Consider the following 25,415-nt stretch of genomic DNA (forward strand, 5'->3'; position numbering starts at 1 on the left):
GACCGACCCCTTCCTCGTTGTTAACCTGGAAATTCGGCTAGGCCGAATTTGGATGAAGATTGCGGGAAGCTCGTCTGTACTGAGCGCACGAGCGGACCGACCGCAACCAGCGTTGCGAACAGCAACGCGATCTCGATGTTGTAGACGACGCTGTATCCAGTCGACGGATCGGCGAGGACGCCGCCGAGCATCCCGTTGGCCGCCAGCGACGACACCGCGTCCCGAATGCCGCCGCCTAATAGAATTCCGCCACCTGCCGCGGTCGCCTGCGCGGCGCCCCACATGCCGAGTACCAGCCCGCTTTCGCCATTCCTGGCGATTGCCATCGCGGCGGTCAGCGTGCCGGCGGCGAACAGCCCGCCGCCCAAGCCGATCAGCGCCGTGCCAATCCTGAACAGCAGCACCGAGCCCGTCGCCCCGGCGATAATCACCGCGGCGAAAGCGAAAACACCCGCCACCGCGCCGAGCCCGGCGATGCGGTAGGGATCGGCATTGCGTCCCAACGACCTGGCCGCAAGGCCAAACCCGGCCAGCGTTCCCAGTGCGAAGAAAGCCGTCAGCGCAGTGGTCTGACCGACCGACAGTTTCAGGATTTCGGCGCCATAGGGCTCAAGCAGAATGTCCTGCATCGAGAAGCCGGCGGTGCCCAGCGCGACCGCGACCAGAATCCGGATCGAGCCGCCGGCAGCCCGGAACTTGTCCCAGGACTGCCTGAATTGCGGCCGCTCGCGCTTGGCCGAGGTCAGCGCCGGGTTACGGGCTTCCTGCTTCCATAGCGCGGCAATATTCAGCAACATCTGGGTGACGGCGACGCCCTGGATCACCTGAATGAGCCGCATCTCGCTGAAGTTTCGCAGCAACTCGCTGAAGATCAACGCGCTGCCGGTCATCCCGACCAGCAGCATGACATACAGGAACGCCACCACGCGGGGACGCGCGTCCTCCGGCGCGATATCTGTCGCCAGCGCCAGGCCCGCGGTCTGGGTCGTATGCATCCCCGCGCCGACCATCAGAAACGCCAGCGCCGCGCCCAATTTTCCATAGATCGGCGGCCATTCGCCGGTGCCGGAGCCCGACAGCAGCAGCAGCGCGAATGGCATGATCGCGAAGCCGCCGAATTGCAGCAGCGTGCCGAGCCAGATATAGGGCACCCGGCGCCAACCCAGCACCGAGCGATGATTGTCCGACTTATATCCGATCAGCACCCGGAACGGCGCGAACACCAGCGGCAATGATACGATCAGCGACACCAGCAGCGTCGAGACGCCGAGTTCGACGATCATCACCCGATTCAGCGTGCCGTTCAGCAGCACGATGGAGATCCCGACCGATACCTGAAACAGCGACAGCCGCAGCAGACGCCCGAGCGGAAGCTCTTTCGTCGCCGCATCGGCAAACGGCAGAAAGCGGGTCCCCAACCGCATCCAGCCCTTTGTAAAGGTCGCTGCCATCTGGCTCATCGTGGAATGATCTCCAGAGCCTGTGAGGTGTAGAAGCCGCTCGACACCCGATGGGTGCGGCCGACCTGCCACCGCTGCAGCGCCGGATCGGACGTCAGCAGCCGCCGCAATTTCTGCTCGCCGACCGGTTCGATCGCCGGTGCGCGGTCGCCGCGCGGGAAGAAGCCGCCGACGAAATGCATCAGCGCCAGCGCCGGGGTCTTGGGCGCGAAGGTCACCACCAGCGAGCGCCGGGTACGCGACGCCAGACCTGCCATGATCCGGCAGATATCCTGCGGCAAATAATGGATCAACGAATCCATCGCCACGACGAAATCGAATTCGCCGAGCTTGGGATCGAGCATGTCGCCCGAGGTGAAATCGATCTTCGACGGATCGATATCGGGGGGCAGCCGCTCGCGCGCCACCGCGACCAGCGTCGGCGACAGATCGATGGCGACGACATCGGCCCCGCGCCGCGCCGCCTCGATCGACAGCGCGCCGGTGCCGCAACCGGCATCCAGCAATCGCATCCCATTCATGTCTGCCGGCAGCCAGGACAGCAGCGTATTGCGCATCTCGTCGCGGCCGGCCCGCACCGTGGCGCGGATCCCGCTGACCGGCGCGTCGGAGGTCAGCTTGGCCCAATTGTCGGCCGCGGTGCGGTCGAAATAGGTCTCAAGCTCTCCCCGCCGTTCGATATAACTACCCACTGCCATCAATCGAATCCCAACAGGTCGAAGATATCGCGATCCTTCATCGGTTTGCCGAGCGCCGGCGGTTGCTTGCCCTCCAGCAACTCGGACGCGAGCCGAAGATACTCTTGTTGCACAGCCAGGATTTCATCGGTGTGATCCATCTCAAAAAGCGTCATCTTTTTCAGACGGCTTTTGCGAATGACGTCGAGGTCCGGCAGATGCGCGACCCGCTGGATTCCGGTCTGCGCGCAGAACTTGTCGATCTGGTCGGTGTCCTTCGAACGATTAGCAATAATACCGCCGAGGCGGACGCCGTAGTTCTTCGATTTGGCGGCGATCGCCGCGGCGATGCGGTTTGCCGCGAAGATCGAATCGAAATCATTGGCGGCGACGATCATCGCCTGTTCGGAATGTTGCAGCGGCGCGGCGAAACCGCCGCATACCACGTCGCCGAGCACGTCGAAGATCACCACGTCGGCGTCTTCGAGCAGGTGATGCTCCTTCAACAGCTTCACGGTCTGGCCGACCACATAGCCGCCGCAGCCGGTGCCGGCCGGCGGGCCGCCCGCCTCCAGGCACATCACGCCATTGTATCCCTCGAACACGAAGTCCTCGGGGCGCAGCTCCTCAGAATGGAAATTGACCGATTCCAGCACGTCGATCACGGTGGGGATCAACCGCTTGGTCAACGTGAAGGTGGAATCGTGCTTGGGGTCGCAGCCGATCTGCAGCACCCGCTTGCCGAGCTTGGAAAACGCCACCGACATGTTCGACGAGGTCGTGCTCTTGCCGATGCCACCCTTGCCGTAGATCGAGATCACCTTCGCGGTGCCGATCTTGATATTGGGGTCGAGCTGAACCTGGACGCTGCCCTCACCGTCACCCTCGGCGCATTTCGAGGCGTTGGTGTCGGCGCAGCCGGAGGTCTTCAGCTTGGAGGGGTCAGTCAGGATGTTCATGCGGCTACTCCTACGCCTTCAAGGCGATCCTCGAGCTCTTCGCCTGCCTTGCGCAGGACCTCGAGCATTTCAGGGTCGGGCGACCAGTAGTTTCGTTCGTGCGCCTCGATCAGGCGGTTGGCGACCTTGGCGGACGCCACCGGATTGAGTGCCGCCAGCCGGGCGCGCATCTCGGGATCGAGCACAAAGGTCTCGGTGAGTTGGCGATAGACCCACGGCGCCACTTCGCCGGTGGTGGCTGACCAGCCCATGGTGTTGGTGACGTGCTCCTCGATCTGGCGCACGCCCTCATAGCCATGCTTGAGCATGCCCTCGTACCATTTCGGATTCAGCATCCTGGTGCGGGTCTCGAGCGCGACCTGCTCGGACAGGGTGCGAACGGTGCCGGCGCCGCGGGTCTGGTCGCCGATATAGACCGGCGCCGTAGTGCCGCCCTTGGCGCGGCGCACCGCGCGGCTGATGCCGCCTAGCGTGTCGAAGTAGTGGTCGACGGTGGTGACGCCGAGTTCGACCGAATCGAGATTTTGATAGGCCAGATCGACGTCGGCCAGCGCGCTCTTGAGCAATTCGGTCTGCTGCACCGGCTGACCCTTGAGCCCGTAAGCAAAACTCTTGCGGCGGGTATAGGTCTCGGCGAGTTCGTCCTCGTCTTCCCAGCGGCTGTTCTCGACCAGATGGTTGACGTTGGAGCCATAGGCGCCGTCGGCATTGCCGAACACCCGCAGCGACGCGGTCTCCATGTCGCATTTGTGCTCGGCCTGATAGGCCAGCGCATGCTTGCGGATGAAATTCATCTCCACCGGCTCGTCGGCCGAGGCGGCGAGGAAGCAGGCTTCGGCCAGCAATCTGATCTGCAGCGGCAGCAGATCGCGGAAGATGCCCGACATCGTGATGATGACGTCGATCCGCGGCCGCTTGAGCTGCTCCAGCGGGATCAGCTCGGCGCCGGTCAGCCGGCCATAGCCGTCGAACCGCGGCCGCGCGCCGAGCAGGGCCAGGGCCTGCGCGATCGGCGCGCCCTCGTTCTTGAGATTGTCAGTGCCCCACAGCACGATCGCGATCGATTCCGGCAGCTTGTTGCCGTCGCCGACATGCTTGTCGATCAGCCGCTGCGCCTGCTGGGCGCCGTCCTGCACGGCGAAGGCCGAGGGAATCCGGAACGGATCGAAGCCGTGCAGATTGCGGCCGGTCGGCAGGATCGCCGGGGTCCGCAGCAGATCGCCGCCGGGCGCCGGACGGATGAACTTGCCGTCGAGCGCCTTGATCAGCGCCGGGATCTCGTGATCGACCGCCAGCAATTTGTCGGTGGCGGCGAGTTCGTCGAAGATCGCCACATTGGCGGCATGGTCGGCGGCGCCGAGCGAGGCAATCAGCTTGTCGGATTTGTCACCGCGCACGATGGCTTCCAGCACCGACAGTTCGGGCCGGATGCCATGCGAGGCGTCGGCGACGGCCTGCAACATCTCGGCGCGCTGCTCGATCGAGGGATCTTCCCCGACCACATGCAGACCATGCGGGATCAGCGTGTATTCCATTTCGAGCACGGCATCGGCCAGCTTGAGAATGGTGGCGCCGGCTTCGTCTTCGCTCCAGGCCGGTTCCGGCTTGACCAGATCCAACGCGCTGGCCTGCGCCTGCACCAGCACCGCCAGCTCGGCGCGCTCGGCCATGTCCTCGGGCGGCAGGCCGCGCCAGCGCTCGATCGAGGCTTTCAACTCGACCAGGCCGCGATACAGGCCGGCATGCGCCACCGGCGGCGTCAAATAGCTGATCAGCGTCGCGGCCGACCGCCGCTTGGCGATCGCGCCTTCGGACGGATTGTTGGAGGCGTAGAGATACAGGTTCGGCAGGTCGCCGATCATCCGATCGGGCCAGCATTGCTGCGACAGCCCGGTCTGCTTGCCGGGCATGAATTCCAGCGCGCCATGGGTGCCGAAATGCAGCACAGCGCTGGCGCCGAAATCTTCCTTGAGCCAGCGATAGAATGCCGAGAAGGCGTGGGTCGGCGCGAACCCCTTCTCGAACAGCAGCCGCATCGGATCGCCTTCATAGCCGAAGGCCGGCTGTACCCCGACGAAGATATTGCCGAAGCGTTCGCCGAGCACGAAGATCGAACTGCCGTCGCTCTGATGCTTGCCGGGCGCCGGTCCCCATTGGGCTTCGATCTCCTTCAGCCAGCGCTCGTTCTTGACGTGGTCCCCGGCGAGAATCCGGGCATGCACATTGGCGGCGGCGCCGAACCGGGCCGCGTTGCCGGTGATGATGCGCTCGCGCAACTCGTCGACGGTCGCCGGGACCTCGACGACGTAGCCCTCGCGCTGCATCGCGCCCAGCGTGCGGTGCAAAGACTCGAACACCGAGAGGAACGCCGCGGTGCCGGTGTTGCCGGCATTCGGTGGGAAGTTGAACAGCACGATCGCGACCTTGCGATCCTTGCGCGCGCTGCGCCGCATCGCCACCAGCCGCGCGGTCCGCGCCGCGAGCATCTCGGCGCGCTCGCTGCAGACATTCATGTCGCCGCCGGTTTCGGAGCGGGTGAAATTACAGGAGCGATCGCAGCCCGCGCAGGTTTCGGCGCCGCCATCGGAGCGGCCGCCATAGACCATCGGGCCGGAGCAACCGTCGAGCTCGGGGATCGCCACCATGATGGTGCTCTCCACCGGCATCAGCCCGCGATCCGACGCTCCCCATTGTTCGAGCGTCTGAAACTCGACCGGGTGCGCCGACAGATACGGAACGTCGAGCTTGGCCAACATGTCCTCGGCCGCCTTCGAATCATTATAGGCCGGGCCGCCGACCAGCGAGAATCCGGTCAGCGACACCACCGCGTCGACGATCGACCGGCCGTCCTTCATGAAGAATTTCTCGATCGCCGGGCGCTGATCGAGGCCCGAGGCGAAGGCCGGAATGACGCGGAGGCCCTTGCTCTGGAAGGCCGCGATCATGCCGTCATAGTGACCGGCATTGCCGGCCAGCAGATAGGATCGCAACAGCAACACGCCGACGGTGCCGCGCTGCTCCGCGACGTTGGGCAGCTTGTCGACGCAATCGCTGATCATGCCCTTCATGCGCGGATGATAGACGCCGATATCGGCATATTCGACCGGCGGCTCCACCTTGGCGATGCCGCGCAACCCCTTGCGCGGGCCATCGGCGTAGCGATCGACCAGCAGCCGAACCATATTGGCGATGTTCTGCTCGGAACCGCCGAGCCAATATTGCAGCGTGAGGAAATAGGCACGCATGTCCTGCGCGGTGCCGGGAATGAAGCGCAACAGCTTGGGCAGCCGGCGCAGCATCGCCATTTCGCCCTTGCCGCCGGCCGGCTTGCCGTCGCGCTTGCCGCGCAGCTTCTTCAGCCAGTTGATCGCGCCCAGCGTCTCGGCGCTCATGTCGAACTTGCCGACATGGGTCAGCTTCACCACCTCGGCAGCCGACATGCAGCAGACCATCGCGTCGCACTGCTTCCGCCGCGCTTCCAACTGCGGCATCACCGCGCGGACGTGATCGTCCAGAAACAGCATGGTGGCGATGACGATGTCGCCGTTGGCGATGTCGGCATGACAACGTTCCAGCGCGCCGTCGTCGGTGCCCCACTCGTCGGCGGAATGCACCGTCAGCTCGATGCCGGGATAATCCTTCCGCAGCAGATTCCGCGCACGCGCGGCGGCTCCGGACAGATGGCTGTCCATGGTGACGATGACGACACGAATGGGTGTCTGGTCAGCGAGCGTAGTGCGCTTTGGCATCGTACAAGGTCTCGACTGTTATGGTGGCGACGCCATTTTCGTTGGCGAATCGCTCGGTATTCCGACGGGCCTTGCCCCGCACGAAGAACGGGATCTTGTGGAGTTCTTTCTCGGCATCGGCGGCCCACACCGCTGCCGTCGTCGTGGTCGTGGTCTCCGTGGTGGCCGCAACCGGCGCGGCGGCCGGCGCGAGGGTTTCGGCGGGATTGTCCGCGATGGGCGCGGCGTGTCCGGTGCCGAGATGCGACGGCATGGCGCCGTCCTTGAATTCGAAATCGTCCTTGAACATCGCCAGCAGATGTTCTTCCAGGCCCATCATCAGCGGGTGGACCCAGGTGTCGAAGATCACATTGGCGCCTTCGAAGCCCATCTGCGGCGCGTAGCGCGCCGGGAAATCCTGCACATGCACCGGCGCCGAGATCACCGCGCAGGGCACGCCCAGCCGCTTGGCGATGTGGCGCTCCATCTGGGTGCCAAGCACCAGTTCCGGATGCAGCTCGGCGACCTTGGACTCGACCTCGAGATAGTCGTCGGTGATCAGCGGCTCGACGTCGTAGAGCTTGGCGGCCTCGCGGATCTCGCGGGCGAATTCGCGGCTATAGGTGCCGAGCCCGACCACCTTGAAGCCGAGTTCTTCCGACGCGATCCGCGCCGCCGCCACCGCATGGGTGGCGTCGCCGAAAATGAACACCCGCTTGTTGGTGAGATAAGTCGAGTCGACCGAATGCGAGTACCACGGCAGCCGGGTCGCGGCCGCCTTCAGCACCGGCGCGGGATCGACACCGGCCAGCGCCGCCACTTCGGCGATGAAGTCCTTGGTGGCGGAGACGCCGATCGGAATGGTCTTGGTGAAGGGCTGATGGAAAATCCGCTGCAGCCAGGACGCCGCCTGCCCGGCGATCTCCGGATACATCACGACGTTGAAATCGGCATCGCCGAGCCGCGCCAGATCCGCCGGCGTCGAGCCCATCGGCGCGGTCACATTGATGTCGATGCCGAGCTGGCCGAGCAGCCTGGTGATTTCGATAATGTCGTCGCGATGCCGGAAGCCGAGCGCGGTGGGGCCGAGCAGATTGCAGCGCGGCCGCACGCCGGGCGCGCGCTCCGCACGCTTGGTGCCGGGCGCCGGCGCCGACGGGCCAGCCAGCGCGCGCACCAATTGATAGAACGTCTCCGCGGCGCCCCAATTCTCCTTGCGCTGATAGGCCGGCAGATCGATCGCCACCACCGGGATCGGCAGTTTGAGCGCCCGCGCCAGCCCGCCCGGATCGTCCTGGATCAGCGAGCCGGTGCAGGATGCGCCGACGATCATCGCCTGCGGCTGGAACCGGTCATAGGCATTCTGCGCGGCGGTCTTGAACAATTCGGCGGTATCGCCGCCGAGGTTGCGCGCGGCGAAGGTGGTGTAGGTCACCGGCGGCCGGCGGTCGCGCCGCTCGATCATGGTGAACAGCAGATCCGCATAGGTATCGCCCTGCGGCGCGTGCAGCACGTAGTGCAGGCCTTCCATGCCGGTGGCGACGCGCATCGCGCCGACATGGGGTGGTCCCTCATAGGTCCAGACGGTGAGCTGCATCTCAGGCCACCAATTTGGCGCGGCGAACCAGCGGCCGCGCGAACAATTCGGCCAGATCAGCCGCCTGCTCGTAGCCCTGGATCGGGGTGAAGACGAGTTCGATCGACCATTTCGTAGTGATGCCTTCGGCCTCCAGCGGATTGGCCAGACCGAGCCCGCACACCACGATGTCGGGACGCGCGAGGCGGCAGCGATCGAGCTGCAGATCGACGTCCTGGCCTTCGGTCAGCGCGACCTCGGCAGGCAGCAATTTCAACTCCTCGGCGAGATGCTCGCGATGGAGATAGGGCGTGCCGACCTCGACCAGCTGCATCGACAATTCGCGCGAAAGAAACCGCGCCAGCGGAATTTCGAGCTGGGAATCGGGGAAGAAGAAGATCTTGCGGCCGGCGAGCTCGTTGCGATAGCCGGCCAGCGCGCGTTCGGCGCGGGCGCGATTGGGCTCGGTCAACTTATCGAACACAACCGGATCGATCCCGAAGGCGGTGGCCGCGGCGCGCAGCCAGCCGGTGGTGCCCTCGACGCCAAGCGGGAAAGGCGCCGCCAGACGTTTGGCGCCGCGATTTTCCAGCTCGCGCGCGGTGTCGGGAAGGAACGGCTGCGCCAGCAGGAATCTGGTGTTCGGCCCGACACTCGGCAGCGCGGTCGATTTGCGCGGCGGGAAGAACTGCACCGGGCCGACGCCGAGCGCATCGAACATCCGGATGAACTGATCCTCGACGACGTCGGCCATCGATCCGACCACCAACAGGCTCGTCTCATCGCTCGAAGCCGCCGGAAGCTCCGGCACCAACGACGCCAGACAGGCATCCTCGCCCTGGGTGAAGGTGGTCTCGATGCCGCTGCCGGAATAGTTCAGAATCCGAACGCCGGGGGAGAATCGCTGCGACAGCCGCAGCGCGGCCCGCGACAGATCCAGCTTGATCACTTCGGACGGGCAGGAGCCAACCAGAAACAGCAGCTTGATGTCGGGACGCCGGGTCAGCAATTGGGTGACGATGCGGTCGAGCTCGTCATTGGCATCGGTCAGACCCGCTAGGTCCTTCTCTTCCATGATCGCGGTGGCGAAGCGTGGCTCGGCGAAAATCATCACCCCGGCGGCCGACTGGATCAGATGCGCACAAGTCCGCGATCCGACCACCAGGAAGAACGCGTCCTGAATCTTGCGATGCAGCCAGACGATCCCGGTCAGCCCGCAAAACACCTCGCGCTGTCCACTTTCGTTGCGGATGGCACGGGGCACGGGCTGGTCCGCAGCCACCGCGCAGCCTGTGGCGGACACGGTCATGCGCGGCTCCCGGCAGCGTTTGCGGCGCTCAGCGCGGCGATGCGCTCATCGCGGCGGGCCGCACGCAGCTTGAGGACGAACTGGGTGGCATTGATGACGTAGGAGGCATAGGCGGCCAGCGCGACCAGCATCTGCTGGCGGGGATCGCCAAGACCGGCGAACAGCATCACCAGATAGGCGGTGTGAAGAGTCAGCACCAAGAAGCTGAAGACGTCTTCCCAGAAGAAGGCGGGCGCAAACAAGTAGCACCCGAATACCTCACGCTCCCAGATCGCACCCGTGACCATGATTGTGTAGAGCACCAGGGTCTTGATCACGATCGAGGTAGTGGCGACGGCGAAGCCGTCTCCGGTCAGAAGGTATCTAACCACCAAACCGAGGCTGATCAGAAACACCAGAAACTGGACAGGCGCCAAAATTCCCTGAACCAGAGTCCATTTTGTTGCATCGCGGCGAGCCCGCTCCTCGGGCGTGTAGAGCGCCCTAACCAGCTGTGGGCCCGCTGGAATTTGTGGCGCCGCAGAAGCCGAGACGGCAGCCGCCTTCGCGTCCGCAGCATGAGATGCGGGATTCTGCCTGTAAAGATTATTTGACACTTCATTGTCGTGGTGATGCGATGCGGCCCCAGGGCCACGGGAAACAGGCGGCAATTTGCCGTATTCCACATAATCTTGATCTGAGGCTGTCCGACGATGCACCGCGCCACTCCCTATGTGCGGGCTTGATCCACAAAGGCTAAACTCCGTTCACCTGACTGTCAACCAAACCATACGTAAATTAAACTTGACGGTTAGCTGGGGCTGGGGTCTTAACTTCGGAGGAGTACCCAGATGGGCGATTTGCATGATCACGCGCAGTTGGCGGACATCACTCAGGACGGCGGCATCCCCAGCAGTCGACCCGGACGTGCATTCCCCGAACCGATCTGGCGACTTCACCCGCCTCTGAGTGCCACCGGCATGGTCCGGGCCCTCAAGACCCAGATCATTCCGAAGATTGCGCTCGCGCTTCGCACCCGGCCATCGCGACAGGACGAAATGCCCCCGGATCAACACTTGGCGTCAAACGATCAACCGTTGACTACAGAATTGGAAGAGTTCGTCAGCTTGGTCTTGGGTAACGACGAGGACGCTGCCCGCGCCTATGTCGAGAGTCTCAGAGCGCGGGGCGAGTCGACCGATTCGATCCTGCTCAACCTGTTGGCTCCGGTGGCGCGCCAGCTCGGCGAGATGTGGGAGACCGACCACACCGACTTCGCCAATGTCACGCTCGGTGTCAGCCGTATGCAGCGAATCATGCGCCAACTGAGCGAGTCCTTTTCGCAGCCCGATCATGCGATCGGCGGTGGCTCCCTGCTACTGACAACCATTCCGGGCGAGCAGCACAGTTTCGGAATGTCGATGGTCGCCGAATTCTTCCGCCGCGAAGGCTGGAACATCGCGATCGGCCCATTCGCATCGCACCTCGAACTCACCTCTTTGGTCCAGGAGCGGTGGTTCGACGTGGTCGGCTTTTCAATCACCAGCGACCGACGACTCGACGAGCTGAAGCGGGATATCCAGACAATCCGCCGCGATTCCCGCAACCGCCATGTCGCGATCATGATCGGCGGTCCGATGGTGGCCCGCCTGCCCGAACTCGGGACCGCGATGGGAGCCGACATGACGTCGGTGGATGCGTCGACCGCGCCGCGACAAGCCCGCGAGCTCGTGATGGTGATGAAGAAGGACCACAGCTGAAGGCCCGGAGAAACCAGCTCGCCCCGGCCGACAATCTGCTACGGTGTCGCGTTGACTAAACTCGGGGGCTGCGCGAATGGCGGTTGGATCGGTAAACGGCGTGGCGCCAGCCAGCGTCGTCAGTGCACTTTACCTGCGGACAAAGGCCCTCCACCTCGAAGCCGAAAAATCCGGAATCATTTCGGACATCCTGCATGGCGCGGCGAGCCGCGAAAGCTACGCGCTGCTGCTGCGCAATCTGCACGCCGCCTATCGCGAGATCGAAGCCGGAATCGCGCGACATCGCGACTCCCGCGGACTTGCCCCGCTGGCGGCCTATAAGCTCGACCGGACCTCGGCGATTGAATCCGATCTGACGGCGCTGTGCGGCGCCGACTGGGCCCGCACGATCCCGCTGCTGCCGACGGGCGAGGCTTACGCCCGCCGCGTCGCCGAGGTGGCCCAGGGCGACGGCGCCAGACTGATCGCCCACGCCTATACGCGCTATCTCGGCGACCTCAACGGCGGTTCGCTGCTGGCGCGGCTGCTCGCCAAGACGCTCGGCATGCAGCCCGACGAATTGTCGCTGTACGACTTCTCTGGCGTTTCCGATCCGGCCACCTTGAAGAACGACTATCGTCAGGCGCTCGAGCAGGCCGGCGCGGCGGCCGCCGATCCCGGCGCGATCATCGAGGAAGGCGCGCTGGCATTTTCACTCAACATCGCGCTGTCGGTTGCCGTGCAACTCCAAGCTCAGACCGGCGCCACGGCCCTGCACGCGCAATAGGCCGCCGAGATCGCTATTTTTGGCTGTTGTCGTCATCGCGGGTACGCGACGAGTGCCAGATCAGCTGTTCGAGCAGCTCCGCGGTCCGCAAGGTCGAGTTGCGCACGCCTTCGAGCATCTCGGCGATCCGGCCGGTCTCGACCCCATAGGTGATTTCCAGCGCCGCCAACTGGGCGTTCTCGACCACTGCGGACAGCAGGTTTTGATAGACGAGGTCGGTCTTCGAATCGAGGCGCACGCTATTGATGCGGTGGCTCTTGATGATGCCTTCTTGAAACCGGCTGCGCGCGGCCTCGGCCGCCTTGCGGTCGGTGATGTCGGTGAAGATCAGCACAAATCCCAACACGCGGTCTTGCGCCGGCAACACCGGATCGGCCCGCACCATCAGCGGCCGCACCTCGTTGTTGACGCCGCGCAGCAGCAACTCGCCGCGCCAGGCGCGGCGCTGGTTGAGCAACTCGCCGATATTGCGCAGAAAGTCGTATGGCTCGTGAAACGCATCCGCCAGATCGTCGAGCCGAACCGGGACCGCATGGCCCTGCGGCAGCAAGGCGGTGAAGGCCTGGTTGATCAGAAGGATCTTGCCGTCGATGTCGGCGATGATGATCGGCTGTGCGGCGATTCGCACATGCCGGCTGAACTGCTCCAACTGGTCCTGCGCGATCAGGGTGCGCACCGCGCGAAACTGCAGAACGATATCGGCAACCGTGCGTCCGATCAGCCGCGCCGCGGCGAGGTCCGAAGGCGTCCACGGGTCGGACGTGCCCTCGACCAGCTGATGCCATTGCGCGAAGGAGCGCCGCGGCGACAGGTCGGACGGATTGTCGCCGATCATAAACGGCTTCAGCGGGTCGCCGCCCCAGGTGACGGTGTGAATTCGCTCGGGTCGAAACCAGATCAGATATTCACCCGAATTGTTCGAAATCGGCGTCGCGACGATTCCGCTGGCGACCCTGGTCAGTGCGGAAAATTCCGGGACCTCGATGCCCAGCGATGCGGTGCTGACCAACGCCGCCCTGTTGCCGCGGTCGAGCCAGGCGCTTAGTTCGCGGATCTCCTGAGTGCCGGGAACCTCGCCCGCCGTCCTGACCTGCCCCTCATAGACCAGCGCGCAGCCGCTGGCATTGAGCGGCTGAAGGATCGACTGCGAACCGTCGAAGATCGCCGCCCGCCAATCGCCTTCGCGTGATATCGCCTCGATCATCCGCTGCTCGAGTCGCTGCACGAACAAATCCGACTGGCTCTGCGCGAAACTCTCCAGCGCCGCGATCCGGGTGGCGATCGCCTCGGCCAGCAGCTCGCAGACCGCCCGGGTCTCGAAATGGATGAAGCGCGGCTGATAATGGTGACAGGCGATCAGCCCCCACAATTTCCCGCCGACCACGAGCGACACCACCAGCGTCGCGCAGACGCCCATGTTCTTCAAATATTGCAGGTGAATCGGCGACATGCTGCGCAGGAAGCACAGCGACATATCGAGATCGCGCCCGGTCAGCGGCGACAGCCGCGGTTCGAGCGGCACCGGCTCATAGGCGACATTGACCAGAACCCGGACCCGGGTGCGTTCGTAAAGCCGCCGCGCCATTTGCGGGATGTCGGTCGCCGGATAACGATTGCCCAGAAAGGCCTCGAGTTCGGGTCTGCGGCGCTCGGAGAACACCTCGCCGTGCCCCTCTTCGTCAAACCGGTACACCATCACACGATCGTAGCCGGCGCGAGCCTGGAACAGCGCCGCGGCCTCGTCGCACAACGCGCGCAGCGAGTTCGCGGTGCGGATTTTTTCCAGCGCGTCGTCGACCTGGGTCGATGACAGATCGATCGATGGTCCGGCCCGTTCGAGCTCGATGATCAAGCCGCCCTCGGGCGGGCGATGCAGCAAGCCGTCGAATTCGGCACTCGGATTGCCGATCCGGCATCGCACCGCGATCGGCAGACCTTCCGAGGTGGGATCGAGATGCGGCAGGATGCGCATCAGCAGGTCGCCGTCGATTTCGGCAAGCAGCATGCCGATCACCTTGTCGAGGTTCAGGAACGCGGCGGCGTTGGCGCTGGCCTGGATGACGCGATGTTCGGGCTCGTTGATGACGAGCAGGGTCCCATGCGGCTGAATCGAGCCGGCAAGGTGAATCTCTTCCCGTTCGCAGTTCGAAAGGTCGGCTTTTCCGAACGCCGGGGTCGGTTGGACAGATATTGCCAACTCAATCCTCAGAGCCGTCCTGGGATTCCGGCTCCCGGTCTTCGAGGCCGTACCGGTTCAGCTTGGCATAAAGACTCTGCCGGCTAAGTCCCAACAACTCCGCTGTCGCGGTCCGGTTGCCGCGGGACGCCTCGAGGGCTTCTTTGACGTAATGTTGCTCGACGATGCTCACCGTATTCTTGACCAGCTTGCGCAGCGACGAGCGTCCGAGCTGTTCGCTGATCGGTCCAAGCGCAGCCCGCAATGAATCGCCCTCGCCCGTCGAGGACAGCCGGCGCGAAATATTCCGCATCAGCACCCCGATATAATTCTGGTCGCCGCCATCGCCGGCGACAGCGGAAATCTCGACCTCGGTCTCGCTGCCGAGTTCGCCGTGGATCACCGTCGAGAACAGCCGCACGGTCTTGTAGCGCTGCAGATTCGACAACAGCACGCTCAGATCCGCGCCGGGTTGCGACAACCAGCGCGCCAATGTCTCGCCGATCACCGAACCTTTGGAGCCGATCTGCACGATGTCCAGGAACGCCTGGTTGGCGTGACGGATGATGCCCGCGGCGTCCAGCGCCACGAAACCATCGGGGACACGATCGATCAGGCCCTTGAGGGTCGCCTGCTCGTCATGATCGCCGCCCCGCGCGGCAACCGCCGCCGCCGTGAACTGCAGCAAGAACACCTGCCCGGATTCGGACGACATCAACGAACCGCGCAGCATCCACGGTTTGGCGTCCTGGCCAAGATGCACGAGAATACTCAGCGCCTTGCCGCGCGCGCGGACGCGGGCCAGCATCTCGCGGACCACCTCGCGGTCCTGCAACGCCACGTCCTGGAGTATTTCGCGCCCGGCCAAATCTTCATTTCGTCGCTCGGACGCGCTGAGCGCCTCCACGGCGGCGCGATTGGCCTCGACGATCCGCAGGTCGGATGCGGAGACGATCACCACCGCTTCGTTGGAGGCGTCAAAGACAAGCCGGTAGCGGGTCTCGATTTCACGAAGCCGCCAATAATCGCGCTCCATGGTCTGCTGGGCGGCGATCAGGCGCGCGTGCAGTTCGGTCACGGCCTGAAGATTCTTGCCAACCGCGAGCATGCCGGCGCGATCGCCCAGCAACATCGTGGTGAATTCCATCGGAATTTCGACGCCGCTTGGAAAGCGCTGATTGATCTGGCGGAAGGCAGAAATGCCGCTCGACCTCGCATCCTCAACCATGCGCCGAACCTTATCGCCGCCGCTGTCTCCAGCAACGTCGGTCCAGGCCCGGCCGAGCCAACCATCCACGCTTTCGTTGGCCATGGCGGAGGACAATGTCGCGTCACGGATCACCCCGTCCATATCCAAAAGGAGGGTGATGTCCGGCTGAACTGGTTTCGCAGCCATTGTTCCGCTCTTGCTTGTAAGCTCGTGCTCCATCGACGATGAAGCGACCATAGCACGACTGTCAGGCAAATATGCAGACGTTATGCCAATTGCAAGTGACACAATTCGGCGAAGAATCCGGTCTGACACGCAATAATTGCGCCAAATCAATGCTATAAGTCAAGAAAACTATCTCTTTCCAAGCCCGCGCCGTGTCAGTAACGCTTTACAGGTCGTATCGGAACGGGTTTTGATGCGTCCTGTTGACTACGGGCTTCCGGCCTGCGTCGATCGGGGCGCAAACGACATCAAGGAGAGACAAGTGGTTCGTAAATTTCTCACATTTATGGCTTTGACGGCCGCCGGCGCTTTGTCGATTGGCACGGCTTCGGCCCAGGATCCTTCCGCAGGTGGCGATGCCGCCAAGGGTGCGATCGTGTTCAAGCAGTGCATGACCTGCCACCGCATCGGTCCCGATGCCAAGAACTTGGTCGGCCCGGCTTTGACCGGCGTGATCGGCCGGCAGTCCGGAACCGCACCGGGCTTCAACTATTCCGAGCTCAACAAGCATGCCGGCGAGGCCGGGCTGGTTTGGACCAATGCGCTGGTCTACGAGTACCTGCCCGATCCCAACGCCTTCCTGAAGAAGTTCCTGACCGACAAGGGTCACGCGGATGAGGCCAAGGGCTCGACCAAGATGACCTTCAAGCTCGCCGACGAGCAGAAGCGCAAGGACGTCATCGCCTATCTCGACACGTTCTCGAAGAAGTAAGTCCGACTCCATCAAGCCAGTCTGACTTTTCTGACTTTGCGGCGCCAACGCCGCGCCGATCTCAGCCGACGCTAGCTCCGCCAGCGTCGGCTGACGTCTATCAGATGGGCTATACCGGCAGCCCCGAGACAGAGCGTGGGCACCAGCCAGCCGCCGCCCGCCAATGTGACGCGCAGCGCCAGCAGCATCAAGGCTCCCGAACACAGGCCCGGCAAAAACTCGGCGGGCCGAATGCCGCGCCGGGTCCTGCGCCAATAGCCGACCACGGCGATCGCCTCGACCACAAGGAAGAGCAGAACCAGATCGACGAAGTGTCCGCTCGCGAAAAACCCGGTCATTGTCGCCATCGCGGATACTTTCGATCTGGAGCCTTCATCCCAGGTCGAACGGCGCGTTCAGCTGCACCACGGTCCAGTTGAGATAGGCGGCGAAGGTCACCCACAGGAGATAGGGCAGAAGATAGTAGCTCGCGGCGCGCGACATCCGCCAGAACGCCGCGATCGCAATCAGGATCGACAGCCACAGCAACGGCACTTCGACCAAGGCCCAATCCGGCCGCCGCGCCGCGAAGAACAACGTGCTCCAGACGATGTTCAGAAAGCCGTTGAGGGCGAACAGGCCGATCACCCATTCGCGCTGGCTCGTGGTCCGGGTGCCACGCCAGGCATAGATCGCCGACATCGCCGCCAGCGCGAAGATCAACGTCCAGGCCGGACCGAACAACCAGTCCGGCGGCTGCCACCATGGCTTCTGCAGCCGCTGATACCATGGCCCGGTGTCGGTCAGGGTCGCGCCGAGCGCGCCCACAAAGGTCGCCGCCGCCGCCGCGATCACGACGGGCTTCCAAAAACTCTTGCTTGCAACAACCATCAGACCGATGCCAACCCCGTCATATGCGCGAGGTTTTTAAAGAAGATTCGCACATGGGCAATGGGCTTGGCGCGCACCAGCTTCTTGTTCATGTAAGCGTCCCACGTCAGTTTCTGCACGTCGCGATCGCGGCAGATATTGACGAATTGTTCGCGGCGCTTGTCGTTGGAATACCAGTACCACTGCATCAGTCCGAGAATCCGGAACACCGAGCCGTTGGCCCGCATGAAGCGCTTGCGGGCAAGCTTCAGCGCCTTTGCATCCGCGGTTGCGAGGAACTCATCGACAGCCTCCGCCGCCAGACGCCCACCCAGCATCGCATAATAGATGCCCTCGCCCGACGCCGGCGCCACCACGCCAGCGGCATCGCCAGCCAGCAGCACGCTGTGTCCGTCGTCCCATCGCGGCAACGGATGCAATGGGATCGGCGCGCCTTCCTTGCGGATGGTCTCGACCTCGTCGAGACCGGCGGCCTTGCGCAATTCGCCGACCGAATCGCGCAGCGAGAAGCCCTTCATCATCGAGCCGGTGCCGACGCTGACGGTGTCACCATGCGGAAACACCCAGCCGTAGAAATCCGGCGACACCGTGCCCTGATAGTAAACGTCGCAGCGCTGGCTGTCATATTTGACCGTCGGGGATTGTTGCGGCGCGCGGATGATCTCGTGATAGGCGAACACATAGGGCACCCGATCGTCGCCGGGCAGGAACTGCCGAGCCACCGCGGAGACCGCGCCATCGGCGCCGATCAGCGCGCGGGTCCGCACGCTGGCCTCACGCATCGTGCCGTCGGCCGCGCGCTCGTCATAATGCACTGTGTTGACGCCGCTCTCGTCGCGCTCATAGCGCTTGAACAGCCCGGTGCGCCGCTCGGCGCCGGCTTCCGCGGCGCGGCTGCGCAGCCATTCGTCGAAGAATTCGCGGTCGACCATGCCGACATAGCCGCCATCGATCGGCATATCGACTTCGACATCGGACGGCGACACCATCCGCGCCGCCTTGATCTTGGCGACGATCATATGATCGGGAATCGCGAAATCGCGGATCGCGCGCGGCGGGATTGCGCCGCCGCACGGCTTGATGCGCCCGGCCCGATCGAGCAGAACGACTCGGCGGCCGGATTCGGCCAGGTCGTGCGCCGCGGTTGCACCCGCAGGGCCGCCGCCGATAATGACTGTATCGTAAATGTCGGATTTCTCGGTCATCTCAACCTCCGGCAACAGCTGCTGTGGATAAATTGACGGTGTCAGCTTGATGTCGTCGGTCCTTGACCTGGGCCCGATGAACCCAGACCGCCATGACCGCCGACACCAGGAACAGCCCCGCTTCGCTGGCGAACACCACCGCGTAGGACAGCGTCGGCGACGACAGGATCTGCCGGGCGACATCGCTGGCGAGGGTGCCGACGAAGCCGCCGATGCCGAAGGCGATCGCCTGTGCGGCGCCCCACAATCCCATCCGCACGCCTTCTCGTTTCTCGCCGCCGGCGCTGACCAGCGCCATCATCGATCCGATCGCCGCCACCGCATAGGCGCCGTTGGTGACGCCGAGCATGAACACAGTTTGGCGCAGCGGCCAGGACGGGCCGATCAGCGCCGCGGCCGCCAGGCAGAGCAGCGCGATCGCCGAGGCGACGCAGCCGCCGACGGTCCAGATCGGCAGATTGCCGCGTGATTTCGGAAACACCGCGCCGATCAGCGGCACCAGCGCCATGCCCAGCAAGGTGCCGCCATGCTGGATGCCGGAGAGCTTGGTGGTTTCGCCGGGCGTAAAGCCGAACACCGCGCCGGCGAAGGGCTCCAGGATCAGATCCTGCGCGCTATAGGCCAGCATCGACACGAACACGAAGATCGCGAAGCGCCGCGCCTGCGGCTCGGCCCAGACTTCCGCGAAAGCGGCCCGGAACGAGGATTTTTGCCCGGGCTGCGGCGGCTCCGGGGCAGCGGAGGTCACCGCAACGCCGCGGCCCTCGATGCCCCAGACGCCGATGACGGTCAGAACCATCGCGACCAGCGACACGCATCCCGAAACCACGACCAGCCGGGTCGGCGAGAACGGATCGAGCAATTGACCGGCGACGCCGGTGGTGACGATGAATCCGGCGATCATCATCACCCAGACGATGGTCGCCGCTGCCGCGCGCCGCTTGTCGTCGGTACGTTTGGCCAGCAGCACCAGCAGCGAGGTGCCGGCGGCGCCGACGCCGACGCCGATCAGGCCGAACGCGGCGATCGCCAGCGTAATTCCGAACAAGGGCTGCGTGGTCATCCACGCGGTCGCCACCGCTGCCAGAAATCCACCGATCGCCAGCACCGCCATGCCGCCGACGATCCACGGGGTTCGTCGCGCGCCGAGATCGGAGCCATGCCCCCAGGCCGGACGAAACACCTGGAGTGCGTAGTGGATCGCCACCAAGGCGCCGGGCAGCATTGCCGGCAGCGCCAGTTCGACCACCATCACCCGGTTCAGGGTCGAGGTGGTGAGGACGACGATGGCGCCGAGGCCGGTCTGCACCAGCCCCATCCGCACGATGCCAAGCCAGGAGAGCGGCTTCACCGCTGTCGGGTTCATGCTGGGACTCCGAAGGATGAGACGGCAACCGCGCTCGCCATCATGCCGATGACATAGAGCGCAACGCCGAGGCCCGAGAACCACGTCGCCCGCTCGACCGGCGCCCGCAGGAACCGCACCATCAAGACGAGTTGCACCGCCAGCACCAGGCCGACGATGCCGCCCTGGATCGGACGTTGCCATGCCAGCAGAAGTGCAATCACGATCAGCTGCGGGATCGCCATCACCGCGCAGGTGACGCGCGCGGCGTTGTCGACCCCGAGCTTGACCGGCAGCGAGCCGACGCCGGTCTTGATGTCGCCCTCGATCGACTTGAAGTCGTTGAGGGTCATGATGCCGTGCGCGCCGGCGCTGTAGAGCAGCGCGAGCGTCACGATCCACCAGGCCGGCAGGCCGCCGATCATCACGGCCGCGCCGGTAAACCAGGCAAAGCCCTCATAGCTGATGGCGCAGGCGCCGTTGCCGAGCCAGCCATTCTGCTTCAGCCGCAGCGGCGGCATCGAATAGAACCAGGCCAGCACCAGGCCGAGCACGGCCGCGCCGAACACCCAGGCGCCGAGTTGGCTGGCGAGCAGCAGCGACGCGCCGGTCCACAGGAAAGAGAGATACAACCCCCAGCGGCCGGGAATGCGACCTGAGGGAATCGGCCGGTTCGGCTCGTTGATGGCGTCGACATGGCGATCGAACCAGTCGTTGACGACCTGGCTGGTGGCCACCAGCAGCGGCCCGCACAGCACGATGCCGGCGATCACTTCCGGCCAGCGCTGCGAGATCGGCACGCCGGACGAGACCACGCCGCAGGCGAACGCCCACATCGGCGGAAACCAGGTGATCGGGTGCAGCACCTCGAGCACCGCGGAGGGGGCCGGCCGCAGGGCCATGCTGTTACTCATCCGCCGCCTCTCCTTCTGGTGCATGTTCGGCAAGCCCATAGCGCCGCAATTTGACATAGAGGCTCTGACGGCTGAGGCCGAGCATATCGGCGGCCGACGCCCGATTGTCGCCGGTCAATTCCAACGCCGCCTCGATCGAGAGCTTCTCGATCACGTCGGTGGTCTCGCGCACCAGATCGCGCAGCGGCACGCGGCCGATCAATTCGGTGAGCTGCGCCACCGAGCGCGGCAATTCGCGCTTCGACGAGGTGGCGCTCGACAGTCGCTTCTCCACATTCCTGATCGCAAAGCCGAAGCATGGCTTGTCGTCGCTGTCCGCCACCGCCACGGCCGAGACCTCGACCTCGGCGATCGCGCCATACTCCCCGCGCATGACGGTCGAGAACAGCTTGATCGATCCGTTCTGCCGCAGATTCGCCAAGGCAACGCTGAGGTCGACGCCGGTTCGGCCGAGCCAGCGGTCGAGCGGTTCGCCGCGCGACTGTTCCGCGCTGCCCAGTTGGGCCATTTCCAAAAAAGCCAGATTCGCCCTCACCACGCGGCCATCGAACTGGGTGATCACGAGCCCATCCGCTGCTGCCTCGAAATATCTCACCAGCACCGACGTCGCCTTCGCGAAGGCACCTTCCGGCAATGAATCAGACGACGCCAGCCGGACCAGGAACAGTGCGGCATTCTCCTGGCGGAACAACGACGCCGACAGATCGCATCCGCGCCCCTCATTGGCGAGGCGGACACGGGCGCGGCCGTCGCGGCCGCTCGAGCGGACATCGGCCAGCAGATTCAGCACCGCCTGCTGATCGGCCGCAGCAAAATGGCTCGCCATCGAAGAGTTCAGCATCTGCGGCGCACTGACGTCGAACAGAGCAAGCGTCGCCGGATTGGCATCGACGACCAGTTCGCTTGCCGCATCGACGATCATCACCGCTTCCGCCGACACCTGAAACAGCAGACGATAGCGGGTTTCGGCGTGGCGCAGCCGGATATAGTCCCGCTCCATTGATTGCTGCGCATTGATCAAACGCTGCTGCATCGCCGCGAGCTGGCGCAAATCGCGCCCGACCACGACGAGGTGATCTTGGCGGTCGATATTGATCGCCGAATACATGATCGGAATGTCCTCGCCCCGCGGCGAGGGATGATTGACCTGACGCCAGTTCGAAGCATCCTTGGAGGTTGCCTCGTGCAACAGCTCACGGACCTTCGGTTGGGTGTCCGACGTCACGATTTCCACGAATCGCGAGCCGAGCCAACGGCCCTGCCCGTCCAGTTCGAGAGACAGCTCGTCCTTGTTAAACGCCACGTCCCGGATCACGCCCTGTCCGTCGACCACCAGCGCGACATCGGTCGCCGCGGCAATCAGCTTGGCAGCGGACAGAGCACCGAGATCCCCCAGCGACTCCTTCGGAGATTTGAACACTTGCACCAGGGCAAATATCCTCCAGCAAAAAGGGGGCCTCCACCCCGGCGTCCACGCCCCTTAACCGAGCAGACTTCTTAACCTTGGCTTAACATTGCCGCCCCGGGAGACTGTCGTTCGCACGCGCAGGCAACTCGGTAAGCATTTGGATAAAGCAGCGTGGTCGGCTGCTGATAGAGATCTTGGCGGCGGCGTATCTGCAAGCAACTCTTCAACAGGTTGACCTAGCTTGTCGTCGAACTGCTTCGATCGTCGTTCGGTTGTCCGGTCGCGCTCTACCCGTTGCCCATTCGGCGTAACCCATGGGCTGGTCGAAAACGATCGGGGAAAGCACTTGCGCGCGCCAGACCGGCGAAATGCAGATCGGACGCGCGCATACTGTTCGGGTCGTCGTGCGCTCTCTTATCGCATCGGGGCCAGCCCGTGCTTGACGCCCCAGTCGAACCAATTATCCACGACCGGACCGGTCAGGATGATTCCGATGCCGCCGGTGAGCGGGACCAGCACGGCGAACCACCACGCCCAGCGGTGAATCGATTCCGCCGTTGCGTTGAAGCCCATCGTCCAGCGCCAGAACAGAGCAGCGCGTTCAAGTGCGGTACCGCGGTCAACCATCTGCTCGATTTCCCGCTCGCCGCCGTAGCGGCTGACGGAAAGGATGGTCGCGCCGTGCATGGCGAACAGCAATGCCGAGCCGTACAGGAACGCGATCGAGAGGCAGTGGAAGGGGTTGTAGTAGAGGTTGCCGTACTTGATCGAGAAGTTATTGGTCCAGTCAAGATGCGGGAAGATGCCGAACGGGGGTGCCTCGCTCCAGGACCCCATCAGCAGCGGCTGAATGAAGCCGATCGACAGATAGAGAAAGATCGCAGAGGCGAAGGCCCACGAAACATGGGTCCCCATGCCAAGCGCCCGCGCGCGACGATAGGTGCGAACCCACCACAGGACGATCGACGTGGTGAGGAAGAACCCGGTCATCAACCACCAGCCGCCTTCCTTCAGCGGCGGAATGCTCAGGCCGTATTCGGGCTTTGGTGGCTCGAGGGCGAGCCAACAGAAGTTCTTGAGAAAGGCGATCGGGCTCCAGTCCACCTGCGCCAGCATGTTGAGACCGATGATCTCAAACGCGACGAGAAAGCACAGCGCCGAAGCCACGCCGGTGAAGCCGAGATAGACCGGTCCCACCTGCGCGTCACCGATCTTTCCGAGCCAGTACATAAACGTGGTCTGGGTTTCTCGGGGCGAACTGCCGGGGCGTAACGCGACCCCGGCATAGGCAGGCCCTTCGACCTGAACCTGGGAGAAGATATTTTGATACTGGGCCATGAGAAGATTCTTTCTTGTGACCGGGTTAAATTACGAAGACCAGACCGGAAGCCGACGCCACCATTCCCACCACTCGGGCCAGGAACCGCCCTCGGACAGCACGGGGCCGCTGAGCAGCATGCAGACCGCGCTGAAGAACACCGCGGACAGAGCGATGAACAGACCAACACGATGAATGCCCAAGGTCCCGACCGAGTAACCGACGAGATCGCGGAACACGGTGTTTTCGTGCTCGGGTGACTTCACGGGTTCGCCACGGTCCGGATTCAGCGACGACAGAACCAGGCCGCCATGGAGCGCCAGCGCCAGACACGTCGTGAAGAAGAAGCTGATCGCGATCATGTGCGCGGGATTGTAGTGAAACTGGCCGTACATATAGCCGGTATTCGAGACCCAATCGAGATGGGTGAAGATGCCGTAGGGGAATCCGTAGCTCCACGAGCCCATCAGAACCGGACGGATCACCACCAGGGTGACATAGGCAAAGATGGCGAAGGCGAAGGCGAAGGGAACATGAAATCCGATGCCGAGCTTGCGGCAGATTTCAACTTCACGCAGCGCCCATGAACAGAACGCGCCGACCGCGCAAATCGACACCCACTGCCAGATTCCGCCTTCGGCCAGCGGCGCAAATCCCAATCCGTATTTCACGTCGGGCGGATTCACGCTGATCTGCCAAATATTCCAGGTGGGCCCCATTGAGGCGCTCAACATGATCAACGCGATGCCGACGACCGCGAAGAACACAGTCGTGACTCCAAAAAGCCCGACGTAGAACGGGCCGACCCAGAAATCGAGCAGGTCGCCCCCGATTAGCGTTCCGCCGCGAACGCGGTATTTTTTCTCAAAGCTGAGCATTGCCATCGATCGTTCCTCCGCGTGCGAGCCAGGGAATATCCATCGTCGTGATCCATTCAAATTCGCGTAGCTACCGGAAGCGGACGAGCCCGGCAGGCGGGTCCGTTTCTCGTCCGTTCCGGTGAGCAATACGTCATGCCATTAAGTGAGCATGCTGACAGTGATCTCGGCGGTCTTCTTCGCACCATCAAGCCAGTTGAACCGGCTGGTGCTCAGCAGGATGAAGTGGATGATGATTGCCAGACCGAACAAGAACGTGAACAGCAGGACCAGCGCACGGCGCGGATCAAACAGAAGCCAAATTCGCCACATGATTGCCTCCCTTTACGACAGATACGTTGCAAGATGCTGGATGCTATCCAGCGCGGTCTTGTAACCGCCAATGGGCGCTAGCCAGGGACGCCACATCCAAGCAAGAATGTGGGCAACCACCGCGACAACGATGAAGAGGAAGAAGCTCGTCACGAAGATCGAGTGGAATTCCTTGGCTTCCGCTTCGGAAAGTCCCGAGATGGAACCGTCACTCATTTGGTACACCTCCTAGTGATGGCCTTATCGGCCGCTCGCCGCCCGAGCGCGGGCGACAACGAATGCCGCATCGTTTCCGAAACGACAGCGATTTACCGTTTCGTTTCCGAGACGGCACGGTTTCGTCCGGCACCGCCAGACGAAATTCGAGAATTACAACCCCATGAACGACGACGTCACCGATACGCTCGCCGCATTATGCGCCTCGCTGAAAACCGACTCCCGGCTTGCTGATTTCCTGCGCCACGGCATCACCCGCGTCACGATCGCACGCAGCAGAAACAATGCGTAGCAGCCGCCGAACATCACGCGCGATTCCACCGCGGCGCTTTCCGGAAGCACCTTGGAACGACGGCCGGTGTAGACATAGTCGGACATCGATCATCTCCTCACTGTTGCATTGCGCATAAGA

General features: G+C 63.6%; 23 protein-coding genes. 3 read left to right on the forward strand and 20 right to left on the reverse strand.

Annotation, left to right across the window (positions count from 1 at the left end):
• Nucleotides 1–20 precede the first annotated feature (20 nt).
• From RBJ75_RS13020 to bchF, 7 genes are read right to left on the reverse strand one after another with little or no spacing between them, the layout of a single operon-like run.
• On the reverse strand, nt 21–1,460 hold the full coding sequence (locus tag RBJ75_RS13020; protein ID WP_044415571.1) for an MFS transporter: 1,440 nt from the start codon (nt 1,458–1,460) through the stop codon (nt 21–23).
• A complete protein-coding gene (gene bchM / locus RBJ75_RS13025; RefSeq protein WP_276156845.1) occupies nt 1,457–2,158 on the reverse strand; it encodes a magnesium protoporphyrin IX methyltransferase in 702 nt (233 codons plus the stop codon). Before bchM ends, RBJ75_RS13020 begins: the two co-directional genes overlap by 4 nt.
• Nucleotides 2,158–3,096 (reverse strand): ferredoxin:protochlorophyllide reductase (ATP-dependent) iron-sulfur ATP-binding protein, encoded by a 939-nt coding sequence (gene bchL, locus RBJ75_RS13030; RefSeq protein ID WP_276156846.1) that lies wholly within the window; start codon nt 3,094–3,096, stop codon nt 2,158–2,160. The genes bchM and bchL overlap by 1 nt, the downstream gene beginning before the upstream one ends.
• Nucleotides 3,093–6,845 (reverse strand): magnesium chelatase subunit H, encoded by a 3,753-nt coding sequence (locus tag RBJ75_RS13035; RefSeq protein WP_044406926.1) that lies wholly within the window; start codon nt 6,843–6,845, stop codon nt 3,093–3,095. Before RBJ75_RS13035 ends, bchL begins: the two co-directional genes overlap by 4 nt.
• Nucleotides 6,820–8,421, reverse strand: a complete 1,602-nt coding sequence (gene bchB, locus RBJ75_RS13040; protein ID WP_044406928.1) for a ferredoxin:protochlorophyllide reductase (ATP-dependent) subunit B — start codon at nt 8,419–8,421, stop codon at nt 6,820–6,822. Before bchB ends, RBJ75_RS13035 begins: the two co-directional genes overlap by 26 nt.
• A 1-nt stretch (nt 8,422) precedes the next feature.
• Nucleotides 8,423–9,709: a ferredoxin:protochlorophyllide reductase (ATP-dependent) subunit N gene (locus RBJ75_RS13045; protein WP_044406931.1), complete on the reverse strand. Its 1,287-nt coding sequence runs from the start codon at nt 9,707–9,709 to the stop codon at nt 8,423–8,425.
• The gene (gene bchF / locus RBJ75_RS13050; RefSeq protein ID WP_080900901.1) at nt 9,706–10,305 is read right to left on the reverse strand and encodes a 2-vinyl bacteriochlorophyllide hydratase; all 600 of its coding nucleotides are present in this window, start codon (nt 10,303–10,305) and stop codon (nt 9,706–9,708) included. Before bchF ends, RBJ75_RS13045 begins: the two co-directional genes overlap by 4 nt.
• 234 nt (nt 10,306–10,539) lie before the next feature.
• Here bchF and RBJ75_RS13055 point away from each other — a divergent pair, with 234 nt between their 5' ends.
• Both RBJ75_RS13055 and RBJ75_RS13060 read left to right on the forward strand, forming a co-directional pair.
• Nucleotides 10,540–11,448: a B12-binding domain-containing protein gene (locus RBJ75_RS13055; protein ID WP_052628839.1), complete on the forward strand. Its 909-nt coding sequence runs from the start codon at nt 10,540–10,542 to the stop codon at nt 11,446–11,448.
• Nucleotides 11,449–11,524: 76 nt separating this feature from the next.
• Entirely contained in the window at nt 11,525–12,214 is a 690-nt protein-coding gene (locus RBJ75_RS13060) for a heme oxygenase (biliverdin-producing) (protein WP_044406934.1), read from the forward strand.
• 13 nt (nt 12,215–12,227) lie between these two features.
• Here RBJ75_RS13060 and RBJ75_RS13065 read toward each other — a convergent pair whose 3' ends face one another.
• Nucleotides 12,228–14,411 (reverse strand): GAF domain-containing protein, encoded by a 2,184-nt coding sequence (locus RBJ75_RS13065; RefSeq protein ID WP_276156847.1) that lies wholly within the window; start codon nt 14,409–14,411, stop codon nt 12,228–12,230.
• Between the two features lies 1 nt (nt 14,412).
• On the reverse strand, nt 14,413–15,786 hold the full coding sequence (gene ppsR / locus RBJ75_RS13070) for a transcriptional regulator PpsR (RefSeq protein WP_044412792.1): 1,374 nt from the start codon (nt 15,784–15,786) through the stop codon (nt 14,413–14,415).
• Nucleotides 15,787–16,087: 301 nt separating this feature from the next.
• Here ppsR (RBJ75_RS13070) and RBJ75_RS13075 point away from each other — a divergent pair, with 301 nt between their 5' ends.
• Complete coding sequence (locus tag RBJ75_RS13075; RefSeq protein WP_080901075.1) at nt 16,088–16,537, forward strand: c-type cytochrome; 450 nt, start codon at nt 16,088–16,090, stop codon at nt 16,535–16,537.
• 71 nt (nt 16,538–16,608) lie between these two features.
• On the opposite strand, the gene RBJ75_RS13080 is transcribed toward RBJ75_RS13075, so the two are convergent.
• The 11 genes from RBJ75_RS13080 to RBJ75_RS13130 all read right to left on the reverse strand — a co-directional run bounded on the left by RBJ75_RS13080 (nt 16,609) and on the right by RBJ75_RS13130 (nt 25,381).
• Nucleotides 16,609–16,875 carry a hypothetical protein gene (locus RBJ75_RS13080; RefSeq protein ID WP_234707431.1) on the reverse strand — a complete coding sequence of 89 codons (267 nt, stop codon included), beginning with the start codon at nt 16,873–16,875 and terminating at the stop codon, nt 16,609–16,611.
• A 34-nt stretch (nt 16,876–16,909) separates the two neighbouring features.
• Complete coding sequence (locus RBJ75_RS13085; protein WP_044412783.1) at nt 16,910–17,407, reverse strand: TspO/MBR family protein; 498 nt, start codon at nt 17,405–17,407, stop codon at nt 16,910–16,912.
• Nucleotides 17,407–18,612 carry a geranylgeranyl diphosphate reductase gene (locus RBJ75_RS13090; RefSeq protein WP_276156848.1) on the reverse strand — a complete coding sequence of 402 codons (1,206 nt, stop codon included), beginning with the start codon at nt 18,610–18,612 and terminating at the stop codon, nt 17,407–17,409. The genes RBJ75_RS13085 and RBJ75_RS13090 overlap by 1 nt, the downstream gene beginning before the upstream one ends.
• Before the next feature lies 1 nt (nt 18,613).
• Nucleotides 18,614–19,978 carry a BCD family MFS transporter gene (locus tag RBJ75_RS13095; RefSeq protein WP_044412026.1) on the reverse strand — a complete coding sequence of 455 codons (1,365 nt, stop codon included), beginning with the start codon at nt 19,976–19,978 and terminating at the stop codon, nt 18,614–18,616.
• Complete coding sequence (chlG, locus tag RBJ75_RS13100; protein WP_044412070.1) at nt 19,975–20,871, reverse strand: chlorophyll synthase ChlG; 897 nt, start codon at nt 20,869–20,871, stop codon at nt 19,975–19,977. Before chlG ends, RBJ75_RS13095 begins: the two co-directional genes overlap by 4 nt.
• Nucleotides 20,864–22,297 carry a transcriptional regulator PpsR gene (gene ppsR / locus RBJ75_RS13105; RefSeq protein ID WP_044412029.1) on the reverse strand — a complete coding sequence of 478 codons (1,434 nt, stop codon included), beginning with the start codon at nt 22,295–22,297 and terminating at the stop codon, nt 20,864–20,866. The genes chlG and ppsR (RBJ75_RS13105) overlap by 8 nt, the downstream gene beginning before the upstream one ends.
• Nucleotides 22,298–22,693: 396 nt before the next feature.
• Nucleotides 22,694–23,617: a photosynthetic reaction center subunit M gene (gene pufM / locus RBJ75_RS13110; protein WP_044412032.1), complete on the reverse strand. Its 924-nt coding sequence runs from the start codon at nt 23,615–23,617 to the stop codon at nt 22,694–22,696.
• Between the two features lie 30 nt (nt 23,618–23,647).
• Nucleotides 23,648–24,481: a photosynthetic reaction center subunit L gene (gene pufL, locus RBJ75_RS13115; protein ID WP_044412035.1), complete on the reverse strand. Its 834-nt coding sequence runs from the start codon at nt 24,479–24,481 to the stop codon at nt 23,648–23,650.
• Nucleotides 24,482–24,616: 135 nt separating this feature from the next.
• Nucleotides 24,617–24,787, reverse strand: a complete 171-nt coding sequence (pufA, locus tag RBJ75_RS13120; RefSeq protein ID WP_044412038.1) for a light-harvesting antenna LH1, alpha subunit — start codon at nt 24,785–24,787, stop codon at nt 24,617–24,619.
• Between the two features lie 12 nt (nt 24,788–24,799).
• Nucleotides 24,800–25,003, reverse strand: a complete 204-nt coding sequence (gene pufB, locus RBJ75_RS13125; RefSeq protein WP_044412041.1) for a light-harvesting antenna LH1, beta subunit — start codon at nt 25,001–25,003, stop codon at nt 24,800–24,802.
• Between the two features lie 153 nt (nt 25,004–25,156).
• Nucleotides 25,157–25,381 (reverse strand): hypothetical protein, encoded by a 225-nt coding sequence (locus RBJ75_RS13130; RefSeq protein ID WP_044412045.1) that lies wholly within the window; start codon nt 25,379–25,381, stop codon nt 25,157–25,159.
• Nucleotides 25,382–25,415 lie beyond the last annotated feature (34 nt).

Origin of the sequence: Rhodopseudomonas sp. BAL398 (assembly GCF_033001325.1) — a bacterium.
GTDB lineage: Bacteria > Pseudomonadota > Alphaproteobacteria > Rhizobiales > Xanthobacteraceae > JARJEH01.

Bases quoted from the DNA above. Each gene is read 5' to 3' on its own strand.
- RBJ75_RS13020 (WP_044415571.1), bottom strand. From the start codon at position 1,460: ATGAGCCAGATGGCAGCGACCTTTACAAAGGGCTGGATGCGGTTGGGG.
- bchM (WP_276156845.1), bottom strand. From the start codon at position 2,158: ATGGCAGTGGGTAGTTATATCGAACGGCGGGGAGAGCTTGAGACCTAT.
- bchL (WP_276156846.1), bottom strand. From the start codon at position 3,096: ATGAACATCCTGACTGACCCCTCCAAGCTGAAGACCTCCGGCTGCGCC.
- RBJ75_RS13035 (WP_044406926.1), bottom strand. From the start codon at position 6,845: ATGCCAAAGCGCACTACGCTCGCTGACCAGACACCCATTCGTGTCGTC.
- bchB (WP_044406928.1), bottom strand. From the start codon at position 8,421: ATGCAGCTCACCGTCTGGACCTATGAGGGACCACCCCATGTCGGCGCG.
- RBJ75_RS13045 (WP_044406931.1), bottom strand. From the start codon at position 9,709: ATGACCGTGTCCGCCACAGGCTGCGCGGTGGCTGCGGACCAGCCCGTG.
- RBJ75_RS13055 (WP_052628839.1), top strand. From the start codon at position 10,540: ATGGGCGATTTGCATGATCACGCGCAGTTGGCGGACATCACTCAGGAC.
- RBJ75_RS13060 (WP_044406934.1), top strand. From the start codon at position 11,525: ATGGCGGTTGGATCGGTAAACGGCGTGGCGCCAGCCAGCGTCGTCAGT.
- ppsR (WP_044412792.1), bottom strand. From the start codon at position 15,786: ATGGCTGCGAAACCAGTTCAGCCGGACATCACCCTCCTTTTGGATATG.
- RBJ75_RS13080 (WP_234707431.1), bottom strand. From the start codon at position 16,875: ATGACCGGGTTTTTCGCGAGCGGACACTTCGTCGATCTGGTTCTGCTC.
- RBJ75_RS13085 (WP_044412783.1), bottom strand. From the start codon at position 17,407: ATGGTTGTTGCAAGCAAGAGTTTTTGGAAGCCCGTCGTGATCGCGGCG.
- RBJ75_RS13090 (WP_276156848.1), bottom strand. From the start codon at position 18,612: ATGACCGAGAAATCCGACATTTACGATACAGTCATTATCGGCGGCGGC.
- RBJ75_RS13095 (WP_044412026.1), bottom strand. From the start codon at position 19,978: ATGAACCCGACAGCGGTGAAGCCGCTCTCCTGGCTTGGCATCGTGCGG.
- chlG (WP_044412070.1), bottom strand. From the start codon at position 20,871: ATGAGTAACAGCATGGCCCTGCGGCCGGCCCCCTCCGCGGTGCTCGAG.
- pufM (WP_044412032.1), bottom strand. From the start codon at position 23,617: ATGGCCCAGTATCAAAATATCTTCTCCCAGGTTCAGGTCGAAGGGCCT.
- pufL (WP_044412035.1), bottom strand. From the start codon at position 24,481: ATGGCAATGCTCAGCTTTGAGAAAAAATACCGCGTTCGCGGCGGAACG.
- pufA (WP_044412038.1), bottom strand. From the start codon at position 24,787: ATGTGGCGAATTTGGCTTCTGTTTGATCCGCGCCGTGCGCTGGTCCTG.
- pufB (WP_044412041.1), bottom strand. From the start codon at position 25,003: ATGAGTGACGGTTCCATCTCGGGACTTTCCGAAGCGGAAGCCAAGGAA.
- RBJ75_RS13130 (WP_044412045.1), bottom strand. From the start codon at position 25,381: ATGTCCGACTATGTCTACACCGGCCGTCGTTCCAAGGTGCTTCCGGAA.